Below are 21,859 nucleotides of genomic sequence, written 5' to 3' on the forward strand. Positions count from 1 at the left end.
GCCGGCGGTGCGCGGCGCGGTCTGCCTCGTCACCGGAGCGACCGGCGGTATCGGCTACGAGACGGCTCTCGGCCTCGCGCGCCTCGGCGCGCGGGTCGCCATCGTCGGCCGGGACCCCGGGAAGCTGCAGGCCTGCGCCGACCGGATCCGCGCCGCGGTACCCGGCGCCGCCGTGGAGCCGCACCGCGCGGACCTGTCCGCGCAGGCCGAGATCCGCCGGCTCGCCGGGACCCTGCGGGCGGCCTACCCGCGCCTCGACGTGCTGGTGAACAATGCCGGCGCGATCTTCGACCGGCGCACGCTGACCGTCGACGGGATCGAGCGCACCTGGGCGCTCGACCATCTGGGCTACGTGCTCCTGACCCTGGAACTCCTCGACCCGCTGAAGGACGCGGCGGCGGCGGGCGGGAAGCCGCGGATCGTCAACGTCGCCTCGGCGGCCCATTACCGGGGGCATATCGACTTCGACGACGTCGAGGGCGCCCGGCGCTACCGGGCGATGGGCGCGTATGCCCAGGCCAAGCTCGCCAACGTGCTGTTCACGTACGCGCTCGCCCGGCGCCTGCGCGACAGCGGCATCACGGCGAACGCCGTCCATCCTGGGGTGGTCAATACCGGCTTCGCCAAGAACACCGGCGGCCTGCTCGGCGCGGCCTGGGCGCTGATGCGGCCGCTGCTGATCACGCCCGAGAAGGGCGCGCGGACCTCCCTCCACGTGGCCAGCGACCCGGGCCTGGACGGGGTCACCGGCCGATACTTCTCCCACGGTCGGCCGAAGGTCTCCTCGGCCGAGAGCCGCGACGAGGCCGTCCAGGAGCGGCTCTGGACGCTGAGCCTCCGGCAGGTGGGCCGGAGCGACCGAGGAGGCCGCTGACGGGGCGGCCCTTCCGGTGCGGCCCTCAGGCGGCCGCCCGGACCTTGTGGTCACCCTGCTGCTGGATCTCGATGAACACCCGGGTTACGTCGGGGCTGCGCGCCTTCAGCGCCCGGTCGAGGCGTGTCACGAGGCTCTCGACCTCGCCGGCGCTGAGATCGTCGGTCATGTCGATGCTGAGATTGACCAGGATGTCGGAGGGGCCGAGGTGCTGGGTCAGCACCTCGTTGACGTGGAGCACACCCGGCTCGGCGCGGGCCAACTCCGCGATCGCCGCGATGATCTCGGGATCGGCCGCCTCGCCGATCAGCAGACCGTGCGTCTCGACCATCAGGAACGCCGCCATGCCGATCAGCACGAGGCCGATGCCGACAGACGCCCAGCCGTCGAGGCTCGGCATCTCCAGGAGGTGGGACAGGGCCACGCCGGCGAGCGCGATCAGCAGGCCGATCAGGGCGGCGGTGTCCTCCGCGAGCACCGTGAACAGGGTCGGGTCCTTGCTGCGCCGGATCGCCCGCACGGCCGAGTGCTTGCCCTTCTCGGCCCAGAACTGGCGCATCGCCACGAAGAAGGACGTGCCCTCCGCCGCGATGGCGAAGCCCAGGATCGCGACGTTCACCCAGAGGCCGGGCAGCCGGTAGCCGAACAGCTCGGCGTCCACGTCCGGCTCGGGGTGACGAACCCGCTCGATCCCCTCGTAGACGGCGAACAGGCCGCCTCCGAGGAAGATCATCAGCGCCACCACGAAGGCGTAGAAGTAGATCTCGCGCCCGTAGCCGAACGGGTGGCGCGCGTCGGCCGGGCGCTCGGCCCGCTTCATGCCGACGAGGAGCAGCACCTGGTTCGCCGTGTCGACCACCGAGTGCACGCCCTCGGCGAGCATGGCGGTCGAGCCGGTCAGCGCCCCGCCCACGAACTTCGCGGCCGCGATGGCGAGGTTGGCGCCCGCCGCCGCGTAGATCGCTCCCGTGCTCTCGTGCGCCATCCGGAACTCCCTGCGCGGTCTGTGGAACGCCGGACCGTCGGATCCCGGCACGGCGCCGCCGCCGCGGTGCAAGCGTCGCGGCCGCCCGGTTGTTCCCGTGTGGACGCGGGCGGGTGCCCCGTGCAACCTGCGGCCGCTCAAGGAGTCCCGGAGGCAGCATGGCCGACGCCCGCTACGATCCCGACAACATCTTCGCCAAGATCCTGCGCGGCGACATCCCCTGCCACCGCGTCTACGAGGACGCGCACACCCTGGCGTTCATGGACGTCATGCCCCAGGGCGAGGGCCACACCCTGGTGATCCCGAAGGCGCCGGCCCGGGGCCTGCTCGACGCCGACCCGGGCTCGCTCGGCGCCCTGATGGCGAGCGTCCAGAAGGTCGCCCGCGCCGTGAAGGCCGCGTTCCGGGCCGAGGGGCTGACCGTGTTCCAGTTCAACGAGCCGGCCGGCGGCCAGACCGTCTTCCACCTGCACGTCCACGTCATCCCCCGGCGCGAGGGCGTGCCGCTGAAGCGCCACGAGGGCGGGATGGCCGACAACGGGGTCCTCGCCGAGCACGCCGCGCGCATCCGCGCGGCGCTCGAGGCCGAGGCCTGACGCTCAGGCCTGAGGATCAGGCCGCGCTCGCCGAATCGCTCGACTGGGCCATGCTGGCGAGCAGCCGGCGCAGGGCGGCGTTCTCGGTCTCGAGCTCGCTGATGCGCTTCAGCAGCAGGGTCACGGAGGCGTCCGTCGCGGCCGGATCGGGCGCGGTGCCGGCCCGGGCCGGCGCCTCGAAGGTCACGCCGATGCCGTCCTCCCGGCGCCAGCGCAGGGTGGCCCGGTAGGTCCGGTCCTTCTGCGGGATGTAGAGGTCGAACGCGTCAGGAAGCGTGGTGGCCTCGCTCATCACGAGGCGCGCGCCGGTGGGGGACATGTCGCGCACCAGGCAGTCGAGGCTCGACGACCCGTTGTTGAAGACGATGCGGCCCTTGAGGAAGACCCTCTGGCGCGCCTCTCTGCGATGCTCCGACATGCGGGCGGCTCCGGACAGCTGACGGTTCCGCGAAACCTGCACGCGAGCCCTTAAGGAACCTTGGTCGCGATCGCCGAGTCGAGGCCCGCTATAGGGCTCGATACCGGTAACGTGCTGCCGCGAAGGCTCCGGAAGAGCGAGTCCGCGTCCCGGGCCGGTCCGATTTACGCGCGACGACTTCGGTTCGTCGTCTCCGTGCTCGGAGCGGCGACCGGGCAGCGCCGCGCCGATCATCCCCACACCGTCCCGCTCGCCGTGACGGACGGGGCCCGCTCAGGCGAGGAAGCGCCGGTCGACGGTCTGGAACAGGTAGAAGCCGTTGAAGCGCACCGCGGTGTCGGCGGCCCGGCCGTCGAAGTCGAGGGGCTGCCGGCTGCCGTCGCCGAGCTTGCCGCCGAAGGTCCAGCGGCCCGCGCCGATGAAGGGCGGGACCGTGCTGGCTTCCGGCACCGCGCAGCAGAGGCCCTCCTCGCCCTTGAGCTGGAACAGGTTGTAGCTTCGCATCCGAAGTCCTCCGCCTGGCCGCCCTCGAAGCCAATTTTCCCAATACAAGATCTTGCATTGCGAAGAATCGGCTTGACCGTGCTCATAATGGCACAATCGGTCGAGTTTGTGACGGTCAAGTTTCAGGGACGTTTCGGTTCAACTCGTCGATCCAGATCCGCGCCGACCCGTCGGAGGGCGCGCGCCAGTCCCCCCGGGGCGACAGCGAGCCCCCCGCCGAGACCTTCGGCCCGTTCGGGAGCGCCGAGCGCTTGAACTGGCTGAAGCCGAAGTAGCGGCTCAGGAAGACGCCGAGCCAGCGGCGGATCTCCGGGAGGTCGTAGGCGACCCGCTTGCTCTCCGGGAAGTCCGGCGCCCAGGTGCCGCGCTCCCGGTCGCCCCAGGCGTGGAGCGCCAGGAAGGCGATCTTCGAGGGCCGGAACCCGTAGCGGAGCGTGTAGAACAGGTTGAAATCCTGCAGCGCGTAGGGGCCGATCGTGCCCTCCGTGCTCTGCGGGCTGTCGTCCTGATCCACCGGCACCAGCTCGGGGGAGATCTCGGTGTCGAGGACCGCCTGGAGGGTGCGGGCCTCGTCCGGGCCGACCTCGCCGTTGCCGATCACCCAGCGGATCAGGTGCTGGATCAGCGTCTTGGGCACGCCGGCATTGACCGCGTAGTGGCTCATCTGGTCGCCGACGCCGTAGGTGCACCAGCCGAGCGCCAGCTCCGAGAGGTCGCCGGTGCCGACCACGATGCCGCCGGCGTGGTTGGCCAGCCGGAACAGGTAGTCGGTGCGCAGGCCCGCCTGCACGTTCTCGAAGGTCACGTCGTAGACCGCCTCGCCCTTGGCGAAGGGGTGGTCCATGTCGGCGAGCATCTGCTTGGCGGCCGGGCGGATGTCGATCTCGGCGGCCGTGCAGCCCAGCGCCTTCATGAGGGCGTGGGCGTTGGTCTTGGTGGCGTTCGAGGTGGCGAAGCCCGGCAGCGTGTAGGCCAGGATGTCCGAGCGCGGGTAGCCCAGGCGGTCGAACGCCTTGGCGATCACGATCAGCGCGTGGGTCGAGTCGAGGCCGCCCGAGACGCCGATGACGGCCTTGCGGGTGCCGGTGGCCTCCAGGCGCGTGGCGAGGCCGGCCACCTGGATGTTGTAGGCCTCGTAGCAATCCTGCGCGAGGCGCGACGGGTCGGCCGGCACGAACGGGAACCGCTCGATCCGCCGGATCAGGCCGAGATCGGCCTCGGGCGGGCTGAGCCGGAACGGCACCCGGCGATAGGGCAGGGCGCGGCCGCGCGAGTCGTCGTCGAAGCTGCCCGCCTGCAGGCGCTCCTGGGCGATCAGGTCGAGGTCGATGTCGGCCAGCGTCGTCACCGGCCTCTCGGGGAAGCGCTCGCCCTCGGCCAGGCGCACGCCGAGCTCGTCGATGCTGGTCTGGCCGTCCCAGGACAGGTCGGTGGTCGATTCGCCCTGGCCGGCCGCCGCGTAGACGTACGCGCAGGCACCCCGCATCGAGGCCGCCCGGGACAGGAGCGCCCGCGACTCGGCGCGGCCGACGGTGATCGGGCTGCCCGAGAGGTTGGCCAGCACGGTGGCGCCGGCGAGCGCCGCGCGCATGCCGGGGGGCTCGGGCACCCACAGGTCCTCGCAGATCTCCACCCCGACCACGAGGCCCGGCAGGTCCTCGGCGGGGAACAGCAGGTCGGTGCCGAACGGCGCGTCCTGACCGGCGACCCGGACGGTCTCGCCGGCGATCCCGGCGCCGGAGGCGAAGTGGCGCTTCTCGTAGAACTCCCGGTAGTTCGGCAGGAAGGTCTTCGGGACGACGCCGAGCAGGCGGCCGCCCTGGATCGCGAGCGCGCAGTTGTAGACGCGGTGCCGCCAGCGCAGGGGCGCGCCGACGATCAGCAGCGGCCGGAGACGGGCCGAGTCGGCGATCACGCGGGCGGCCGCGACCTCGACCGCGTCGAGCAGGGTCTGCTGGAGCAGCAGGTCCTCGATCGCGTAGGCCGACAGGCCGAGCTCGGTGAAGACCGCCAGCACCGCGCCCGAATCGTGGCAGGTCCGGGCGAGGTCGAGGATGACCTCGGCGTTGCGCTCGGGTTCGGCCGGATGGCTCCGGCCGGTGCAGGCCGCGATTCGGGCGAAGCCGTGGCGATAGAGGGAGCGGAAGCGCGCCGGCGATTCGGAGGTGGCTGGAGGCACGGGCACCTGTCCGGGTGAGGGGTGACTGCGGTTCATATAGGCGATGCGGGCGGGCCGCGGCGCGGAGCCAGTCCGCGCGCGCCCGTTCTCGAGGTCATCCCGGGATACTGCACCGCGGCGTCTCTGGACGGAAACCGGATCGCGATTTGCCGTACATCGAGCCTTGTTCCCTCGAGATTCCGCTATCGAACGGGTCACCGGCGGCAGGGACGGCACGGCCGCGGCGCGGCCGCGGCGCCGTGCGGTGCGGCCCGGGGGGCCGGATCGATCGCCCCGCATGGTTTCCGCACCGCGGCCGGCGGCAAGCCTCCATTAACGACGAATGGCCTAACTCAGGAACAGCCGCCGCGCGTCGGCGGATCCCTGTTTCGAGTATCGTCTGAGAACCCATGCGCGCATCGGGACGGCCTCCGTACTCCCACCGTGACCCCGCCCGCCCTGTCCGCGGCGGCGACCGCTCGGGCCTCTCCCTGGGAGCCCTGGCGCACCGGCTGATGGCGCTCCGCGCCAGCCTCACCCGCCGCCTCTCCGGCTCCCCCGCCGGCCTGCCTGCCCGCCCGTCCTACGGCGCCCCTGGGCGGCGGGCCGAGCCGAGCTGGCTGACGCCGCCAGGCGCGATGGTCGGCCGCGAGAGCACCGAGCGCCCCTCGCGCGCCGCGGCGCCCGAGCCGCACTGGCCGGCCCAGGTCTTCGACGACCGGGCGAGCCTCGACGCCCTGGACGTCCCGGTCTTCGAGAGCCGGATCGACCGCAGCGCTTCCTCGCCGGGCGTGCTGGTGCGCCAGCCGCGCCGCCCCGCCGCCATCGCCCCCGACTACGCGCCGGCCGCGGCTCCGGTCGCGGGGTACGCGACCGGCCACACGTCCGGCCACACGTCCGGCCCTCTCGCGACCGACCTGACCGCCCCCGTCGCGACGCCGGTGGCCGCCCCCGCTCCGGCCGCGCCCTCGGCCGTCCGCTACACCCGCACCCCCGATTCGGTTCTGCAGGAGCGCCGCCAGCGCGCCCTGGAGGCCGAGCGCGTCGCCCTGGAGCGGGCCCGCGCCGAGGCCCAGGCGGCCGCCCTCGCCCTGGAGACCGAGCGNCGGTCGTTGCCGCCCCGGTCTTTGCCGCGCCGGTCGCCGCGCGCGCCGAGGCCGAGCGCGTGGTGATCCCGATGACGCCGCGCCCGGTCCTGCTCCGCGGCAAGCTGGCGCCGCAGCCGGAGCCGGTCGAGGCGGAGATCGGGGTCGAGGCCGAGCCGGTCGCCGCCGCCGTCGAGGCGGTCGAGGTCGCGGCCCTTCCGGCCCCCGCGCCGGCGTCGGTCCCCCTGGTGGCGCCGCGGGCACACCTGATCCCGGCCGGCCGCCACCTCGAGATCGCGCCGATCGAGAACGCCGACTACGAGCTGCCGTCCCTCGAACTGCTCGCCCTGCCGGCCCCCGGCGGCAGCGAGGAGGTCGACGCCGACGTACTGGAGCAGAACGCCCTCAACCTGCAGCAGACGGTGCAGGATTTCGGCGTGCGCGGCGACATCCTGGCGGTGCGGCCGGGCCCGGTCGTCACCCTCTACGAGCTCGAGCCCGCGCCCGGCACCAAGTCCAGCCGCGTGATCGGCCTGTCGGACGACATCGCCCGGTCGATGTCGGCGGTCTCGGCCCGTGTCGCGGTCGTGCCCGGCCGGAACGTCATCGGCATCGAGCTGCCGAACGAGACCCGCGAGACCGTGTTCCTGCGCGAGCTCCTCTCGTCGGCCGACTTCGCCGAGAGCAAGCACAAGCTGGCTCTGTGCCTGGGCAAGAACATCGGCGGCGAGCCGATCATCGCCGACCTCGCGCGCATGCCGCACCTCCTGGTCGCCGGCACGACCGGCTCGGGCAAGTCGGTGGCGATCAACACCATGATCCTGTCGCTGCTCTACCGGCTGAAGCCGGAGGAGTGCCGGCTGATCATGGTCGACCCGAAGATGCTGGAGCTGTCGGTCTATGACGGCATCCCGCACCTGCTCTCCCCCGTCGTCATCGATCCCAAGAAGGCGGTCATCGCCCTCAAATGGGCCGTGCGCGAGATGGAGGAGCGCTACAAGAAGATGGCCAAGATCGCCGTCCGGAACATCGACGGCTACAACGCCCGCATGAAGGAGGCCCGCGACAGGGGCGAGACCATCACGCGCACGATCCAGACCGGCTTCGACCGCCATACCGGCGAGGCGGTGTACGAGGACGAGGCGATGGATCTCGCGCCGCTGCCGTACATCGTGATCGTGGTCGACGAGATGGCCGACCTGATGATGGTGGCCGGCAAGGACATCGAGGGGGCGATCCAGCGCCTGGCGCAGATGGCGCGCGCGGCCGGCATCCACCTGATCATGGCGACGCAGCGACCGTCGGTGGACGTGATCACCGGGACGATCAAGGCGAACTTCCCGACCCGGATCAGCTTCCAAGTGACGAGCAAGATCGACAGCCGCACGATCCTGGGCGAGATGGGCGCCGAGCAGCTTCTGGGCCAGGGCGACATGCTGTTCATGGCCGGGGGCGGGCGCACGACGCGGGTGCACGGGCCGTTCTGCTCGGACAGCGAGGTCGAGAGCGTGGTCGCCCACCTCAAGCGCCAGGGCCGCCCCAGCTACCTCGACGCCGTCACCGCCGACGACGCGCCGGAGGAGGCCGCCAAGGAGGGCGGCCGGTCCGGCCGGGGCAAGGCGGCCGCGGCCGACAAGGCCGAGCGGTTCGACGAGCCGGAGGAGGAGGCCCCCGTCTTCGACATCGGCGCCTTCGCGGCCGCGACCGGCGGCGAGTCCGACGACCTCTACAAGCAGGCGATCGAGGTGGTGCTGCGCGACCAGAAGGCGTCGACGAGCTACATCCAGCGCCGCCTGCAGATCGGCTACAACCGCGCCGCCTCCATCATGGAGCGGATGGAGATCGAGGGCATCGTCGGCCCGGCCAACCACGCCGGCAAGCGCGAGATCCTGGTCGCCGGGGCGACGCACAGCTCGGCCGGGATGTACGACGACGAGTGAGACGCCGTCCGGGCCGGCCCCTCCATGGGGCGGCCCGGACGTCGCATCTTCGCCACAGGGCGGAGTTCTAAAAGGGCGCTGCGAAACCCGCCCCGTCTCTGCGAGCGGAGCAAGGCAACCCAGGGTAGCGCGTCCTCCGGTATCGTGGCGCCCCTGGATTGCCTCGCTCCGCTCGCAGAGACGAGGGGACGGTCAGGCGTCCGCAGCGGCCCGCCCACATCTGTTTCGCCGCCGGAGCTTGCCCGCGGCTCCTCAGGAGACTCTGCCGATGATCGGCCGCCGCATCCGCACAGCCGGCTCCGTGATCGCCGCCGGGCTGTGGCTCGCGACCGCCAACCCGGCCCACGCGCAGGTCGGCGCCTTCATCGACAGCCTGTTCGGCCACAAGGAGGAGCCCGCCCCGCAGCCGGAAGCCGCCCCGGCGGCGCCGGCGCCGGCCAGGAAGCCCGCGCCCAAGGCCAAGGAGGCGAGCAAGGAGGCGAAGCCCGGCACCGCCAAGTCCGGCAAGGGGGGCGACAGGGCCGCCGACAAGGCCGACCACAAGGCGCCCGAGCCGAAGGTCGCGGCGGTGGGCGCGCCGACGGCGATCGTGACCGCCGACTCGACCGATCCCGCCGCGCTGCTGGCGCAGGCCAATGCCTACTTCAACGGCATCAACACCCTCACGGCCAATTTCGTGCAGATCGGCGCCGACGGCCGCCGGATCGGCGGCAAGCTGACGCTCGCCAAGCCGGGCCGCCTGCGCTTCGACTACGACCAGCCCTCGCCGCTGGAGGTGGTGGCCGACGGCACCTCGGTGGCGGTGCGCGACCGCAAGCTCAACACCCAGGACCTCTACTTCATCGCCCAGACGCCGCTGAAATTCCTCCTGCGCGAGAAGATCGATCTCGCCCGCGATCTCACCGTCACCGACGTCGCGAGCGATCCCGGCAGCGTCCGCATCAGCCTGGAGGATCGCGCCACCCTGGGCGGCACCTCGAAGATCCAGCTGTTCTTCGACGCCGAGATGAAGACCCTGTCGCAGTGGCGGATCACCGACCCGCAGGGCTACGTCACCACGGTGACGCTCTCGAACCTGCAGAAGGGCAGGAGCGTCGACGGCAGCCTGTTCTTCATCAATTACGGGCGTTCCGAGGACAAGGCGATGCAGCAGCAGATCCAGCAATCGCAGAAGTGACGGGGTCGCCCCTCACGGGGCGCCGAGCCCCGCCGCGGCGCCCGGCCGCCACCGGTCCAGCTCCCGATCGATCGCGCCCTCCGTCCCGTGCAGGAACTCTGCGGTCGGCAGGCCGGGGGCCAGGGCCGCGAGGTAGCTCACCACCACCGTGCCGGACCGGGTCGCCGCGCCCCCGGGCCAGAACAGGCCGGAATTGAGCGCCACCGGCACCACCGGCAGGCCGAGCCGGCCGTAGAGCAGCTCGACGCCGCGCTTGAAGCGCAGCGGCTCGCCGATCGCGCCGCGGGTGCCCTCGGGGAAGATCAGGACCGATCGGCCCGCCGCGACCGCCTCCCGGCCGCCGTCGATCATGGTGCGCAGAGCCTGGGTGCCCTTGGCCCGGTCGATGACGATCATCGGTGAGCGGCGGAGGAACCAGCCGACCACCGGGATCGCTAGCAGCTCCCGCTTCGCGACGATCGCCACGTCCGGCACCAGGACCAGGAAGGCGAGCGTCTCCCAGGTCGACTGGTGATTGGCGACGATCAGGCAGGGCTCGTCCGGCAGGTGCTGGCGGCCCTCCTCGACGTAGCGCAGCCCGACGATGCGCCGCAGCCCGCCCAGGATCCCGCGCGCCCAGAGCCGCGTCGCCCGCCGGATCGGCCGCTGCGGCGAGCCGGACAGGAGGAAGATCGCCAGCGGCGCGAGGAACAGCGTGGTCCAGGCGGCCCAGTAGACGGCGAACAGGAGCGAGCGGGCGTGTGCCATGGCGGGCCTCGACGAGGGGCCCGGGACAGGGCAGGGCCGGACATAGCGCCTGCCGGCCGGGCGCGCACGGCCTTTCGCCCGACGGGCGGTGAGCGGACTGTCGCGGGCCGCGAAATCGGCTATCGGAGCGCAACGCCGTCAGAACCCCAGCGCCGCCCGTGCAACTCACCGTCACCACCTGGAACATCAACTCGGTGCGCCTGCGCATCGACCTCGTGCTGCGCTTCCTCGCCGAGTACGGACCGGACGTGCTCTGCCTCCAGGAGACCAAGTGCCCCGACGACGCCTTCCCGCTGAAGGCCCTGCGCGGCTCGGGCTACGAGCACGTGATGTTCGCGGGCCAGAAGGGCTACAACGGCGTCGCGATCCTCTCCCGCTTCCCCCTGCACACCCGCGCCGTAATGGGCTTCTGCGAGCGCCAGGACGCCCGCCACATCTCGGCGGTGCTGGGGCCGGAGGCCGGGGCGGCCTCGGGCATCGTGCTGCACGACTTCTACGTCCCGGCCGGCGGCGACGTGCCGGACCGCGACCTCAACCCGAAATTCGCCCACAAGCTCGACTTCCTGTCGGAACTGCGCGCCTGGGGCGGCAAGCGCGTCTCCGGACCTGCGATCCTCGTGGGCGACCTCAACGTCGCGCCGCTGGAGCACGACGTCTGGTCGCACAAGCAGCTCCTCGACGTGGTCAGCCACACGCCGGTGGAGACCGAGGCGCTGGAGGTGCTGCGCGGGGAGGCCGGCTGGATCGACGCGGCGCGCCACCTGACCCCGGAGCCGGAGAAGATCTACACGTGGTGGAGCTACCGCTCCCCCGACTGGTCGGCCGCCAACAAGGGGCGGCGGCTCGACCACGCCTGGGTGTCGCCGGACCTCGCCGGGACCGTCCGCAAGGTCGAGGTCTTGCGCGAGGCCAGGGGCTGGGACCGCCCCTCGGACCACGCCCCGGTGACCCTCACGCTGGAGCTGTGACCGGGCGCGGAACTGCGGCGCGGTCCGAGCATTGCCCGCTCACGAACCCGTGACGCGAGCGAGCCCCGATGCGCAAGATCCTGATCGCCTTCCTCCTCCCCAAGGTCGTGTCCTACCTGCGCCGCCGCTACGGCGGCCCGCACGCCACGCGCAACCGGGCGTTCTGAGACGGTCCCGGTCGCCGCCTGTGACCCCCGGGCGCAGGCGGCGACCGCGGCAGCGGCCCTAGTTCCGGCGGATCCCCCCGCCGAGGAGCCGCACACGATGACCCAGGACCCGCGCGAGGCCGGCCCCCGTCCGCCCTTCCCCGGCGACCAGCAGCAGCCCCGCCCGGGCCTCACGACGCGGATGACGCCGCGTCCCGACCACGGCGAGGAGAGCTACGTCGGCAAGGGCCTGCTCACCGGCCAGGCGGCGCTGATCACGGGCGGCGATTCCGGCATCGGCCGCGCGGTGGCGATCGCCTACGCCCGCGAGGGCGCCGACGTGGCGATCTCCTACCTCGAGGCCGAGCAGGAGGATGCCGAGGACACGCGGGCCTGGGTGGAGAAGGCCGGCCGCCGCTGCCTGCTGCTCCCCGGCGACATCCGCGACGAGGCCCGGTGCCGGGATCTCGTGGCGCGCACCGTCGGCGCCTTCGGGCGCCTCGACATCCTCGTGAACAACGCCGCGGCCCAGGTAGTGAACGAGGGCCTCGACGACCTGGCAGCGCCCGACATCGAGGGCTCGTTCCGCGCCAACGTCTTCGCCATGTACTACCTCGCCCAGGCCGCGGTGCCGCACATGAAGCCGGGCGGGGCGATCGTGAACAGCACCAGCGTGCAGGCCAAGGTCGCCGATCCCGGCATGCTGATCTACGCCGCGACCAAGGGCGCGATCGCGAGCCTGACCATCGGCCTGTCGAACCTGCTGGCGCCGAAGGGGATCCGGGTGAACTGCGTCGCGCCCGGTCCGGTCTGGACGCCGATCCAGCCGATCGTGAAGAGCCCGGATCAGATCGCGCAGCTCGGCGCGCAGACCCCGCTCGGCCGCGCCGGCCAGCCCGCGGAGCTGGCCCCGGCCTACGTGCTGCTCGCCTCCCGCGAGGGCAGCTACATGTCCGGGGCGCTGGTGCCGGTCACCGGCGGCATCCCGATGCTCTGATCCCGCAGCCGTCGCCGCGTCCGGCGGCCGCGCTCGCGCGGATGGCGGCGGGGCCATCCGCCCCGCCCAGGCGTCTCAGCCGGTGTCGTATTCCAGCTCCGGCGCGAGGACCGCGTCGCTGTCGGGGTGCACCGTGACGGGGATCGCCTTGGCGGCGGGCGTCTTGCTGCCGATCGCGTAGTGCCAGATCGGCATCAGGACGTTGCACTCGGGGTAGTAGCCGCCGATGCAGCCGATCGGGATGTCGTAGGCCACGACCAGCAGGCCCGAGAGCTTGCGGTCGACGCCGTCATCGGCGACCGTCCGCAGCGTGACCGGCTGGCCGATCTTGAGGCCCCGCCGGTCGATGTCCGAGCGGTTCATCAGCACCACCTTCCGGGTGTTCTTGATGCCCCGGAAGCGGTCGGAGTAGCCGTAGACCGTGGTGTTGAACTGGTCGTTGCTGCGCAGCGTCATCAGCCGCAGGGCGTCGTGGCCGACATCGGGCATGTCGGCGTCCTCGTCGAGCCCGGTCGGGGTGACGAAGTTGGCCCGCCCCGATTCCGTGCGCCACGCGCGCCGGTTCGCCGGCAGGTCGCGCTGGAAGCCGCCGGGCTCCCACATGCGCCGCTCGTAGTCCCAGAACGAGTCCGGCAGCGTCTCGGCGATCGCGCGGCGGATCTCGGCGAAATCCTCGCTGTAGGCCGCCCAGCGCACCCGCGGGTTCGGGTCGAGGACGCGCTGCGCCAGCTCGCAGATCAGGCGGACCTCGCTGATCAGGTGCGGCGAAGCCGGCCGGCGCAGGCCGCGATTGCCGTGCACGCAGGCCGACGTGTCCTCCATGGAGAGCACCTGCTGGCCCTTGGAGGTCTCGACGATCTCCAGGCGGCCGGTGACCGGGAGGATGTAGCTGATCGCGCCCGGCAGCAGGGCGGTCCGGTTCAGCTTGGTGATGACGTTGACGGTCAGGGGGATCCGGCGCCACGCCGGCTCCATCTGGCCGTGGTCGGGGATGGCGCGGGCGAAGTTGCCGCCGAGCATGACGAAGGCGCTGACCTCGTCCCGCAGGATCGCCTCGCAGGCCTCGACGGTGTTGTAGCCCGGCTCGCGCGGCGGCGCGAAGTTGAACTGCTGGCCCAGCCGGTCGAGGTCGAACAGCTCGGGCTTCTCGGTGATCCCCATCGTGCGCTGCCCCTGCACGTTGGAGTGACCCCGGATCGGGCAGATCCCGGCGCCGGAGCGACCGATATTGCCGCGCATCAGCAGCAGGTTCACCAGCATCTGGACGGTCTCGACCCCGGCGCGGTGCTGGGTCAGTCCCATGCCGTAGACGCCGATGGTCGCCTTGGCGTGGCTGTAGACGTGGGCGGTGGATTCCATGTCGGCCCGGTGCAGGCCGGAGCGGCGCTCCAGCTCGTCCCAGTCCTGGGCACGCAGCCAGGTGGCGAAGGCGTCGAAGCCGTGGGTGTTGTCGCGGATGAAGGCCTCGTCGAGGACGGCGTCCCCACCCCGGGCCCGGGCCGCGTCGTGCAGGGCGAGGACCGCCTTGCAGATGCCCGCGATGCCGGCGAGATCGCCTCCCGCCTTCACCTGGTGGTACTGCGAGCTGATCCGCGTCGCCTTGCCGGTGAGCATCTCGGTGGGGGATTGCGGGTTCAGGAACCGCTCCAGGCCGCGCTCGCGCAGCGGGTTGTAGGTGATGATCGGGACGCCGCGCCGGCTCGCCTCCTGCAGCGGGTGCAGCATCCGCGGCGCGTTGCTGCCGGGATTCTGGCCGAAGAACATGATGCAGTCGGAATGGGCGAAGTCGTCGAGCGACACTGAGCCGACCGCCTGGCCGATGCTGGCCGGCAGCGCCACCGAGGTCGTCTCGTGGCACATGTTGGACGAGTCCGGCAGGTTGTTGTTCCCGTAGAGCCGGGCGAAGAGCTGGTAGAGGTAGCTCGCCTCGTTCGACAGGCGGCCCGAGCTGTAGAACACGGTGCCCTTCTGCCGGTCCGGGACAGCCCTGAGCTCGCGGGCGATCTCCTCGACGGCGTGGCCCCAGGAGACCGGGACGTACTTGTCGGTGGCCGGGTCGTAGCGCATCGCGTGGGTGAGGCGGCCGGTCTGCTCCAGGCGGTAATCGTCCCAGTTCAGCAGTTCCGTGACCGTGTGGGTCGCGAAGAAGTCCGGCGTGCAGCGGTGGGCGGTGAGTTCCCAGGCCACGGCCTTCGCGCCGTTCTCGCAGAACTCGAAGGGCAGCGGGCTCGCGGGCTTCACCCAGGCGCAGCTGTTGCACTGGTAGCCGTCGACCTTGTTGTGCCGGCTGAGTGCGATCGGTCCGCTCGCCAGCACGCCCTCGCGCCGCAGGATGTTGCCCACCGACAGGGCGGAGCCCCACCCGCCGGCGGGGAGGCGGTACGGCTTGAATTCGGGCTTGTCCAAGGGGCGATCTCCGGACCGTGCCGCCGGGAAACGGCGGCCATATCGCGACGTTCTCCGTTGAAACCGCGGGCGTGGTGCTTTGTTCGCGAGATTGTCCTGATCCTAACGGAGATTAATATGGCGGTCGGTCGAGACTATCTCTTGAGAAAGCCTTCGGGTCCGTCAGGTCCGAAACTGTTCCTCGACACGCAAGTCGTGCCGCTGGCCACCAATATCGCGGGAAGTCTGGAGGTGGCGCTGGACCGCGCGGCGGCGCGCACGGGCGTCCGGCCCGCCCTGATCCTGGCGGGCGCGACCGGTCTGATCGGCCTCGGTCTGGTCCGCCTGTTCACCCATCGGCGCGCGGATGAGGACCGGTTCGACCGGGTGTGAGCGGGGACCGGGACGCCGGTCATCGCCGGGCGGATGTTCGGGCAGACCCTCGACGGCGCGCGCGCGATCGATCAGAGCTTGACCGCGGATCGGTTCTCATCGGCGGCACGGCCCCAAGGCCTCGGGATCCGGCAGGCGGCGCTGGCGCCGCTGCGGACCCGAACGCCGCCCCGCGCCATCCGGGCGCCGCCGATCCCGACGGAGACGACCATGAGCGACGCCCAGGCCCGGACCGCGCTGGTGACGGGGGCCGCCCGCGGCATAGGCCTCGCCACCGCGACCCGCTTCCTCGCCGACGGCTGGAACGTCGCCCTTCTCGACATCGACGGCCCGGGCGCGGCGGCGGCGGCCCAGCGGCTCGGGCACCCGGAGGCCACGCTCGCGGTGACGGCCGACGTCTCCGACCCCGAAGCGGTGGCGGCGGCGATCCGGCAGGTCGCCGACCGGTTCGGCCGCCTCGACGCCCTGGTCAACAATGCCGGCATCGCGATCTTCAAGCCGCTGACCGAGACCACCTTCGCCGACTGGTCGCGGGTGCTCGCGGTCAACCTGTCCGGCCCGTTCCTGTGCACGCAGGCGGCCGTCCCGCTCCTGTCCGAGCGCGGCGGGGCGATCGTGAACATCACGTCGATCTCGGGCCTGCGCGCCTCGACGCTCCGGACGGCCTACGGCACCAGCAAGGCGGGCCTCGCCCAGCTCACCAAGCAGCAGGCCGCCGAGCTGGCGCAGTACGGGATCCGCGTGAACGCCGTCGCCCCCGGCCCGGTGGACACCGCGATGGCCAAGGCGGTGCACAGCCCTGAGATCCGGGCCGATTACCACGACGCCGTCCCCCTCGGCCGGTACGGACTGGAGACGGAGCTCGCGGAGGCGATCGTGTTCCTCTGCTCGGAGCGCGCCTCCTACATCACCGGTCAGCAGCTCGCCGTCGACGGCGGTTTCGAGTCGACGGGCATCGGCCTCAAGACACTGCGCGGCGCGCGCAACATCTGAGGGCGACGGCCCGATCCGCCAGGTCCGGACAGGGTTCGTTAACCCTGCCGCCGTAGCCCGGACACTTGGTCAACAGGCGCGGGCACCATGCCGAGACTCGGCTCCATGATCGTCGACGGTCTAGCGTTCCTCCTCATGGCGATCGCCCTCGCGGCGGTCGTCGCGGGCTACGAGCGGAACCTGCCGGATCCGTCCGCGTCACCCGCGCCGGTCGCCGCGAACGCCCCCGCGTGGGCGGACCCGGAGACGACGGGCTCGATCGCGCCGGCCGCGGACCCTGCCGTCCGCTGGGCGGACGCGGAGCCCCCGTTCGTGACGCCACGATCGGATCGCGCGTCCGGCGGCGCCTGGGTGAGCCCACCCCGTCGCTGACACAACGGACGCTCGACGCGCCGGGCATTCCGGAAAGCCGCTCGGCCCGGGACCCTTGTTCCGGCCGGGATCACAACTGATCATTAACTATGGTTGCCGAACCTTCCACCGCACAGCGAAGCGGAGAGGCATCCATGGCGCGCGACGGCAACCGACCCCACCCCAGCGCCCTCGCGCGGTACCCGGTTCCGATCGAGCTGATCTCGGCCCTGTTCCGCGCCGACGATGCGGAGCGCGACCGGCTGCTCGCGCCGATGCCGGCCTACGGGCGCGCCCGGATCGCCGCCTACTGCGCCGAGCACGCGCGGCTCGAGGCGCTCGGCCTGAAGGTCGCGCGCACCTGCGACGAGGCCACGCTGGTTCGGGCTGCGGGCGAAACGGTCGGCGCCGACCTCTTCGCGCGCGCGCGGGTGCCCGCACTGGCGCCGAGGGTCGGCCTGCGGGGGCCGGTGAGGCCGGCCTCCTCGGCCGCCTTCTTGGCCCGGATGTCCGCGTCACCCGGGTCGGGCAGGCCGACTCGGGTGACGGTGCAGGGCCTCCGGCTCGCAGGCGGTCCTAGAACGGGATATCGTCGTCGAGGTCGTAGCCGCCGCGGCTGCCACCGCCACCGCCGCCACCCGAGGAAGCCGGGGCCGGACGCCGCTCGCCGCCCTGGGCGCGGCCGCCGCCGAAATCGCCGCCGCGATCACCGCCCCGGCCACCGCCGAAGTCGCCGCCGCGGCTGATCTGGCCGCCACCCTCGTCCTCGCCGGCGAAGTCGCCGCCGCCGCCGCGCCCGTCGAGGATCGTCATCTCGCCGCGGAAGCGCTGGAGGACCACCTCGGTCGTGTACTTCTCGACGCCGGAATTGTCGGTCCACTTCCGGGTCTGGAGCTGGCCCTCGATGTAGACCTTCGAGCCCTTGCGCAGGTACTGCTCGGCCACCCGGGCGAGGTTGTCGTTGTAGATCACGACCGAGTGCCACTCGGTCTTCTCCTTGCGCTCGCCGGTCGCCTTGTCCTTCCACGACTCCGACGTCGCGAGTCGCAGGTTGCAGACCGGGTCGCCCGAACCGAGACGGCGCATCTCGGGATCGCGCCCGAGATTGCCCACCAGAATCACCTTGTTGACGCTGCCCGCCATCGCTCTCTCCTAGTCGTACGGATCTCACAGGGCACCAGCCCGGCGGCGCGCGAACCATGCGCCCGGGCCTCCGGAGCGGCAACCGGCGAGGCGGGCTTGTGCCCGCTTTCCGCAGCGCCGACGGATCGATTTGTTCTATATCCGTTCCGTTTCGGCAGCAAGCCGCTCTCAGGCGACGCGGACGACGAGCTTGCCGAAATTCCGACCTTTCAACAGGCCGATGAACGCCTCCGGGGCATTCTCCAGCCCCTCGACCACGTCCTCGCGGTAGCGGACGCGCCCGTCCTGGATCCACCCGGCGACCTCCTTGCGGAACGTGTCGGCCTGTTCGGCGAAATCCCAGACGATGAAGCCCTGGATGTGCAGCCGGTTGGTCAGGACCGCGCGCATCAGGCCGGGCAGGCGGTCCGGGCCGGGGGGCACCTCGGTGGCGTTGTAGGCGGAGACGAGGCCGCAGACCGGGATCCGCGCGAACGGGTTGAGCAGCGGCAGCACGGCGGCGAAGACCGCGCCGCCGACATTCTCGAAATACACGTCGATGCCCTTCGGGCAGGCGGCCGCCAGCGCGCCCGGCAGGTCGGACCCGCGGTGATCGATGGCGGCATCGAAGCCGAGCTCCTCGGTGAGGTAGCGGCACTTCTCGGGGCCGCCGGCGATCCCGACGGCGCGGGCGCCGTGGATCTTGGCGATCTGGCCGACCAGGGACCCCACGGGGCCGGCGGCGGCCGCCACCACGACGGTCTCGCCGAATTTCGGCCGGCCGATGTTGAGGAGGCCGGTATAGGCGGTCATGCCCGGCATCCCGAGCACGCCCAGCGCCGTCGAGGGCGGGGCGGCATCGGGGTCGACCTTGCGCGAGCCCTTGGCGTCGGTGACGAAGTAGTCCTGCCAGCCCGCGAAGGCCGTCAGCAGGTCGCCCACGGCGTGATCCGGGTGGTTGGAGGCGATGACCTCGCCCACCGTCTCGGCGGTGATCGGCGCGCCGATCTCGACGGGCGCCGCGTAGGATTTCGCGTCGCTCATCCGGCCGCGCATGTAGGGGTCCAGCGACAGCCAGCGGGTGCGCAGGAGGACCTGGCCGGGTCCGGGCTGCGGCACCGGCACCTCCTCCAGGCGGAAATTCTCGGGCCGCGGCTCGCCGTGCGGGCGCGAGGCCAGGACGATTCGGCGGTTCATGGCGGTGGTCATGGCGGACTCCGGGAAGCGGGCTTCCGCCCCGATCTGGGGCGCCGGGCCCGGGAGGCAAAGGCACCGGCGCGATCGCGCGGCCGAGTCGCGCGTTGTCCCGACACGAGAGCGCGGAGCGGCGGCATGCGGGAGACGGCACTGGGATTCGGGCTGGCAGCCCTGGCGGCGGGGGCCGCGCTGGCCGGTCCCCTCGACGGTTACCGCGACCGGGCGCGGGTGCTGGTCCTGTCGGCGCCCGAGCCCGGGGACGCGCAGCTCCGCGCGCAGCNGGGGGCGGCGCGGCGGGCGCCGCCTTGGCGGCCGGCTTCGCGGGCGTCGCGAAGGCGAGGGTCGGCGCGAGCAAGCCCGCGATCAGGAGAGGCGTGCCGCGCATGGCGTCTCGAAAGCTCCGCTTGGCCCGGGACCGCCGGCGGCGGAGGACCGGGAGCGGGTTCTGCGGCATCAGGCCGACGGCGACAAGGGCTCTCGGACGGGCTCTCGGACGGGCTCTCGGACGGGCTCTCGGACGGGCTCTCGGACGGGCTCTCGGATAGGCTCCCGGCGGGCCGCCTGGGCCGGTCGCCTGCCCGGTATCGGGGCCTTCGGGCCGCGCACGAGCGCCACCAGCGGGAGCGACAGGCCGACGGCCAGCACCCACCAGGCCGGCCGGATCGGGCCGGAGAAGTCCAGGTTGGCGGCGAGGACGAGGTTGGCCGGCACACCGCTGGCGAGGCCGTACCACGCGGCCTCCAGCCCGGCGGTCGCGAGCCCCGCGGCGATCGCCAGGAGGAGGAGCGACCAGGGCCGCTCCGGCCACTGGAAACGCCGCATCACCCGCCAGCCCATCAGCAGCAGGAACAGGCCGGCCGAGAAGACCGGGTCGGTGACGTCGATCTTCGACTGCAGGAAGTAGTGGACCAGGGCCGCCACGGCGATCGTGTAGGTGAGGCGGTGCAGGCGGTTCCAGTTCGGGCCGAGGTTGCGGATCGCCGCGTCCGTGGAGGTCAGCCCCAAGGCGATCAGGCCGATCAGGGCCACGAAGCCGATCGTCAGGTAGAGCCGGAGCGCGATCTCCGAGATCACCTTGGTGAGGATCAGGTTCTGGTCGACGGCGTAGAGGGTGAGGTGGGCCACCGCGTAGGCCATCACGGTCACGCCGAGCATGCGCCGCACCACGAGGACCTTCGGCCAGTCCGCGAGGCGGCGCAGCGGCGAGATCGCCAGCGAGAAGAGCAGGAAGCGCACCGCCCACTCGCCGGTAGCGTGGATCAGCGCGGTGATCGGCTTCGCCCCGAGGGCGTCGAGCCGGTACGCGGCCGCGAGGTAGAGCGCGGGCGCGACGCAGCCCGCGAACACCGCGAGCTTCAGCCAGGAGAGGCGGCCGGCCCGGTCGAGCCAGGGGAGGGGGATGCCGAGGGGAGCGGCCAAGCGATCGATCATGGGTCCGAACGGAAGCTTCGCGGTTTACGACGGCGCCGCGCCGGTGGAACGGGCCACCGGCGGGAACGGCTGCCCGGGCCATCGGTGCCGTCACGGGTCGGTTCGCCGCGGCCGCGCGCCGGTTACAGGGCGGCGTTGACCTGTGTTGTGGTTGACCGCGCCGTTCCCGCGGCGAGATAGCGGGACGACGGACGTTGGATGGATCCCATGCAGTATCGCACGCTCGGCCGCTCCGGCCTCAAGGTCTCGCCGATCTGTCTCGGCACGATGATGTTCGGCGGCCCCACCGACGAGGCCACGGCCGGCCGCGTCGTCGCCAGCGCCCGGGAGGCCGGCATCAACTTCATCGACACGGCCAACGTCTACACGGAGGGCCGCTCGGAGGAGATCACGGGCCGGGCCATCAAGGCCGAGCGCGACGCCTGGGTCCTGGCCACCAAGGTCGCCAACCCGACCGGGCCGGGCGTCAACGACCGCGGCCTCTCGCGCGTCCACGTGATGAAGGCCGCCGAGGACAGCCTGCGCCGCCTCGGCACCGATTTCATCGACATCTACTACCTCCACAAGGAGGACCACGACACGCCGCTCGCCGAGACGGTGCGGGCGATCGCCGACCTCGTGCGGGCGGGCAAGATCCGCCATTTCGGCGTCTCGAATCACCGCTCGTGGCGGGTCGCCGAGATCTGCCGGCTCTGCGACGAGGCCGGGATCGACCGGCCGGTGGTGAGCCAGCCCTACTACAACGCCTTCAACCGCATGCCCGAGACCGAGCACCTGCCGGCCTGCGCGCATTTCGGGCTCGGCGTCGTGCCGTACTCGCCGCTCGCCCGCGGCGTGCTCACCGGCAAGTACGATCCCGACGCGCCGCCGCCGGCCGAGTCGCGCGCCGGCCGCCAGGACGCCCGGATGATGCAGACCGAGTGGCGCCCGGAATCCCTGCGCATCGCCCGGACGCTGAAGGAGCACGCCGAGGCCCGCGGCATCACGGCCGGTCAGTTCGCCACCGCCTGGGTGCTGAACAACCGCCTCGTCACGGGCGTGATCGCCGGGCCGCGGACGGAGGCGCAGTGGCAGGAATATCTCGGCGCCCTCGACTACGCCTTCACCCCGGAGGACGAGGCGCTGGTCGACGGGTTCGTCGCCGCCGGCCACCCGACCACGCCGGGCTACAACGATCCGGCCTATCCGCTGGAGGGGCGGGTGCCGCGCAGCGGCTGAAACGCGGCCGATCTTCAACCGATCCCCTCATCCTGAGATGACCGCGAAGCGGGCGTCGAAGGATGAGGCGGAGGTCGGGACGGGCGGGGTTGCGCGGCGCGGCGGATCCGCCTTGCGCTCCGGGCCGAGGGCCGCTATCTAGCTCTCAACAGTTCTGATGGCAGTCGAGAGGCT

Annotated in this window: 18 protein-coding genes; 9 read left to right on the top strand and 9 right to left on the bottom strand. The window is 72.0% G+C overall.

Annotation, left to right across the window (positions count from 1 at the left end):
• Positions 1–7 precede the first annotated feature (7 nt).
• Positions 8–874, top strand: coding sequence for an SDR family oxidoreductase (locus MMR14E_RS06825; RefSeq protein ID WP_331313414.1), 867 nt, complete (start codon positions 8–10; stop codon positions 872–874).
• 25 nt (positions 875–899) lie between these two features.
• On the opposite strand, the gene MMR14E_RS06830 is transcribed toward MMR14E_RS06825, so the two are convergent.
• Complete coding sequence (locus MMR14E_RS06830) at positions 900–1,859, bottom strand: cation diffusion facilitator family transporter (RefSeq protein ID WP_331313415.1); 960 nt, start codon at positions 1,857–1,859, stop codon at positions 900–902.
• 158 nt (positions 1,860–2,017) lie between these two features.
• Between MMR14E_RS06830 and MMR14E_RS06835 the strand changes: the two genes are divergently transcribed.
• Positions 2,018–2,455 carry an HIT family protein gene (locus tag MMR14E_RS06835; protein ID WP_331313416.1) on the top strand — a complete coding sequence of 146 codons (438 nt, stop codon included), beginning with the start codon at positions 2,018–2,020 and terminating at the stop codon, positions 2,453–2,455.
• A 16-nt stretch (positions 2,456–2,471) separates the two neighbouring features.
• On the opposite strand, the gene MMR14E_RS06840 is transcribed toward MMR14E_RS06835, so the two are convergent.
• From MMR14E_RS06840 to MMR14E_RS06850, 3 genes are all read right to left on the bottom strand, one after another.
• Entirely contained in the window at positions 2,472–2,873 is a 402-nt protein-coding gene (locus MMR14E_RS06840; RefSeq protein ID WP_331313417.1) for a PilZ domain-containing protein, read from the bottom strand.
• 273 nt (positions 2,874–3,146) lie between these two features.
• Positions 3,147–3,377 (bottom strand): hypothetical protein, encoded by a 231-nt coding sequence (locus tag MMR14E_RS06845; RefSeq protein WP_331313418.1) that lies wholly within the window; start codon positions 3,375–3,377, stop codon positions 3,147–3,149.
• A gap of 115 nt (positions 3,378–3,492) precedes the next feature.
• Positions 3,493–5,592 carry an NAD(+) synthase gene (locus tag MMR14E_RS06850; RefSeq protein ID WP_331313419.1) on the bottom strand — a complete coding sequence of 700 codons (2,100 nt, stop codon included), beginning with the start codon at positions 5,590–5,592 and terminating at the stop codon, positions 3,493–3,495.
• Positions 5,593–6,700: 1,108 nt separating this feature from the next.
• Here MMR14E_RS06850 and MMR14E_RS06855 point away from each other — a divergent pair.
• On the top strand, positions 6,701–8,560 hold the full coding sequence (locus MMR14E_RS06855; protein WP_331313420.1) for a DNA translocase FtsK: 1,860 nt from the start codon (positions 6,701–6,703) through the stop codon (positions 8,558–8,560).
• Positions 8,561–8,828: 268 nt separating this feature from the next.
• Positions 8,829–9,737 carry a LolA family protein gene (locus MMR14E_RS06860; protein ID WP_331313421.1) on the top strand — a complete coding sequence of 303 codons (909 nt, stop codon included), beginning with the start codon at positions 8,829–8,831 and terminating at the stop codon, positions 9,735–9,737.
• A 12-nt stretch (positions 9,738–9,749) separates the two neighbouring features.
• On the opposite strand, the gene MMR14E_RS06865 is transcribed toward MMR14E_RS06860, so the two are convergent.
• Positions 9,750–10,484, bottom strand: coding sequence for a lysophospholipid acyltransferase family protein (locus MMR14E_RS06865; RefSeq protein WP_331313422.1), 735 nt, complete (start codon positions 10,482–10,484; stop codon positions 9,750–9,752).
• A 158-nt stretch (positions 10,485–10,642) separates the two neighbouring features.
• Here MMR14E_RS06865 and xth point away from each other — a divergent pair, with 158 nt between their 5' ends.
• Together xth and MMR14E_RS06875 are read left to right on the top strand one after the other, a co-directional pair.
• On the top strand, positions 10,643–11,452 hold the full coding sequence (gene xth / locus MMR14E_RS06870) for an exodeoxyribonuclease III (protein ID WP_331313423.1): 810 nt from the start codon (positions 10,643–10,645) through the stop codon (positions 11,450–11,452).
• A gap of 264 nt (positions 11,453–11,716) precedes the next feature.
• Positions 11,717–12,595, top strand: a complete 879-nt coding sequence (locus MMR14E_RS06875; RefSeq protein ID WP_331313424.1) for an SDR family oxidoreductase — start codon at positions 11,717–11,719, stop codon at positions 12,593–12,595.
• Between the two features lie 75 nt (positions 12,596–12,670).
• Here the strand turns inward: MMR14E_RS06875 and MMR14E_RS06880 are convergent, their stop codons facing one another.
• Positions 12,671–15,001 (bottom strand): FdhF/YdeP family oxidoreductase, encoded by a 2,331-nt coding sequence (locus MMR14E_RS06880; protein ID WP_331313425.1) that lies wholly within the window; start codon positions 14,999–15,001, stop codon positions 12,671–12,673.
• 117 nt (positions 15,002–15,118) lie between these two features.
• Between MMR14E_RS06880 and MMR14E_RS06885 the strand changes: the two genes are divergently transcribed.
• Together MMR14E_RS06885 and MMR14E_RS06890 are read left to right on the top strand one after the other, a co-directional pair.
• Complete coding sequence (locus tag MMR14E_RS06885; RefSeq protein WP_331313426.1) at positions 15,119–15,373, top strand: hypothetical protein; 255 nt, start codon at positions 15,119–15,121, stop codon at positions 15,371–15,373.
• A gap of 210 nt (positions 15,374–15,583) precedes the next feature.
• On the top strand, positions 15,584–16,366 hold the full coding sequence (locus MMR14E_RS06890; RefSeq protein ID WP_331313427.1) for an SDR family oxidoreductase: 783 nt from the start codon (positions 15,584–15,586) through the stop codon (positions 16,364–16,366).
• A 927-nt stretch (positions 16,367–17,293) separates the two neighbouring features.
• Here MMR14E_RS06890 and ssb read toward each other — a convergent pair.
• From ssb to MMR14E_RS06905, 3 genes are all read right to left on the bottom strand, one after another.
• Positions 17,294–17,860 (bottom strand): single-stranded DNA-binding protein, encoded by a 567-nt coding sequence (gene ssb, locus MMR14E_RS06895; protein WP_331304587.1) that lies wholly within the window; start codon positions 17,858–17,860, stop codon positions 17,294–17,296.
• Between the two features lie 168 nt (positions 17,861–18,028).
• Positions 18,029–19,048: an NADP-dependent oxidoreductase gene (locus MMR14E_RS06900; protein WP_331313428.1), complete on the bottom strand. Its 1,020-nt coding sequence runs from the start codon at positions 19,046–19,048 to the stop codon at positions 18,029–18,031.
• A gap of 441 nt (positions 19,049–19,489) precedes the next feature.
• Complete coding sequence (locus tag MMR14E_RS06905; protein WP_331313429.1) at positions 19,490–20,467, bottom strand: protein-methionine-sulfoxide reductase heme-binding subunit MsrQ; 978 nt, start codon at positions 20,465–20,467, stop codon at positions 19,490–19,492.
• Positions 20,468–20,674: 207 nt separating this feature from the next.
• Here MMR14E_RS06905 and MMR14E_RS06910 point away from each other — a divergent pair, with 207 nt between their 5' ends.
• The gene (locus tag MMR14E_RS06910) at positions 20,675–21,685 is read left to right on the top strand and encodes an aldo/keto reductase (RefSeq protein WP_331313430.1); all 1,011 of its coding nucleotides are present in this window, start codon (positions 20,675–20,677) and stop codon (positions 21,683–21,685) included.
• Positions 21,686–21,859: the final 174 nt, after the last annotated feature.

The organism is Methylobacterium mesophilicum, from assembly GCF_036441335.1.
Taxonomy (GTDB): domain Bacteria; phylum Pseudomonadota; class Alphaproteobacteria; order Rhizobiales; family Beijerinckiaceae; genus Methylobacterium; species Methylobacterium mesophilicum_B.

Bases quoted from the DNA above. Each gene is read 5' to 3' on its own strand.
- MMR14E_RS06830 (WP_331313415.1), bottom strand. From the start codon at position 1,859: ATGGCGCACGAGAGCACGGGAGCGATCTACGCGGCGGCGGGCGCCAAC.
- MMR14E_RS06835 (WP_331313416.1), top strand. From the start codon at position 2,018: ATGGCCGACGCCCGCTACGATCCCGACAACATCTTCGCCAAGATCCTG.
- MMR14E_RS06840 (WP_331313417.1), bottom strand. From the start codon at position 2,873: ATGTCGGAGCATCGCAGAGAGGCGCGCCAGAGGGTCTTCCTCAAGGGC.
- MMR14E_RS06845 (WP_331313418.1), bottom strand. From the start codon at position 3,377: ATGCGAAGCTACAACCTGTTCCAGCTCAAGGGCGAGGAGGGCCTCTGC.
- MMR14E_RS06850 (WP_331313419.1), bottom strand. From the start codon at position 5,592: ATGAACCGCAGTCACCCCTCACCCGGACAGGTGCCCGTGCCTCCAGCC.
- MMR14E_RS06860 (WP_331313421.1), top strand. From the start codon at position 8,829: ATGATCGGCCGCCGCATCCGCACAGCCGGCTCCGTGATCGCCGCCGGG.
- MMR14E_RS06865 (WP_331313422.1), bottom strand. From the start codon at position 10,484: ATGGCACACGCCCGCTCGCTCCTGTTCGCCGTCTACTGGGCCGCCTGG.
- MMR14E_RS06875 (WP_331313424.1), top strand. From the start codon at position 11,717: ATGACCCAGGACCCGCGCGAGGCCGGCCCCCGTCCGCCCTTCCCCGGC.
- MMR14E_RS06885 (WP_331313426.1), top strand. From the start codon at position 15,119: ATGGCGGTCGGTCGAGACTATCTCTTGAGAAAGCCTTCGGGTCCGTCA.
- MMR14E_RS06890 (WP_331313427.1), top strand. From the start codon at position 15,584: ATGAGCGACGCCCAGGCCCGGACCGCGCTGGTGACGGGGGCCGCCCGC.
- ssb (WP_331304587.1), bottom strand. From the start codon at position 17,860: ATGGCGGGCAGCGTCAACAAGGTGATTCTGGTGGGCAATCTCGGGCGC.
- MMR14E_RS06900 (WP_331313428.1), bottom strand. From the start codon at position 19,048: ATGACCACCGCCATGAACCGCCGAATCGTCCTGGCCTCGCGCCCGCAC.
- MMR14E_RS06905 (WP_331313429.1), bottom strand. From the start codon at position 20,467: ATGATCGATCGCTTGGCCGCTCCCCTCGGCATCCCCCTCCCCTGGCTC.
- MMR14E_RS06910 (WP_331313430.1), top strand. From the start codon at position 20,675: ATGCAGTATCGCACGCTCGGCCGCTCCGGCCTCAAGGTCTCGCCGATC.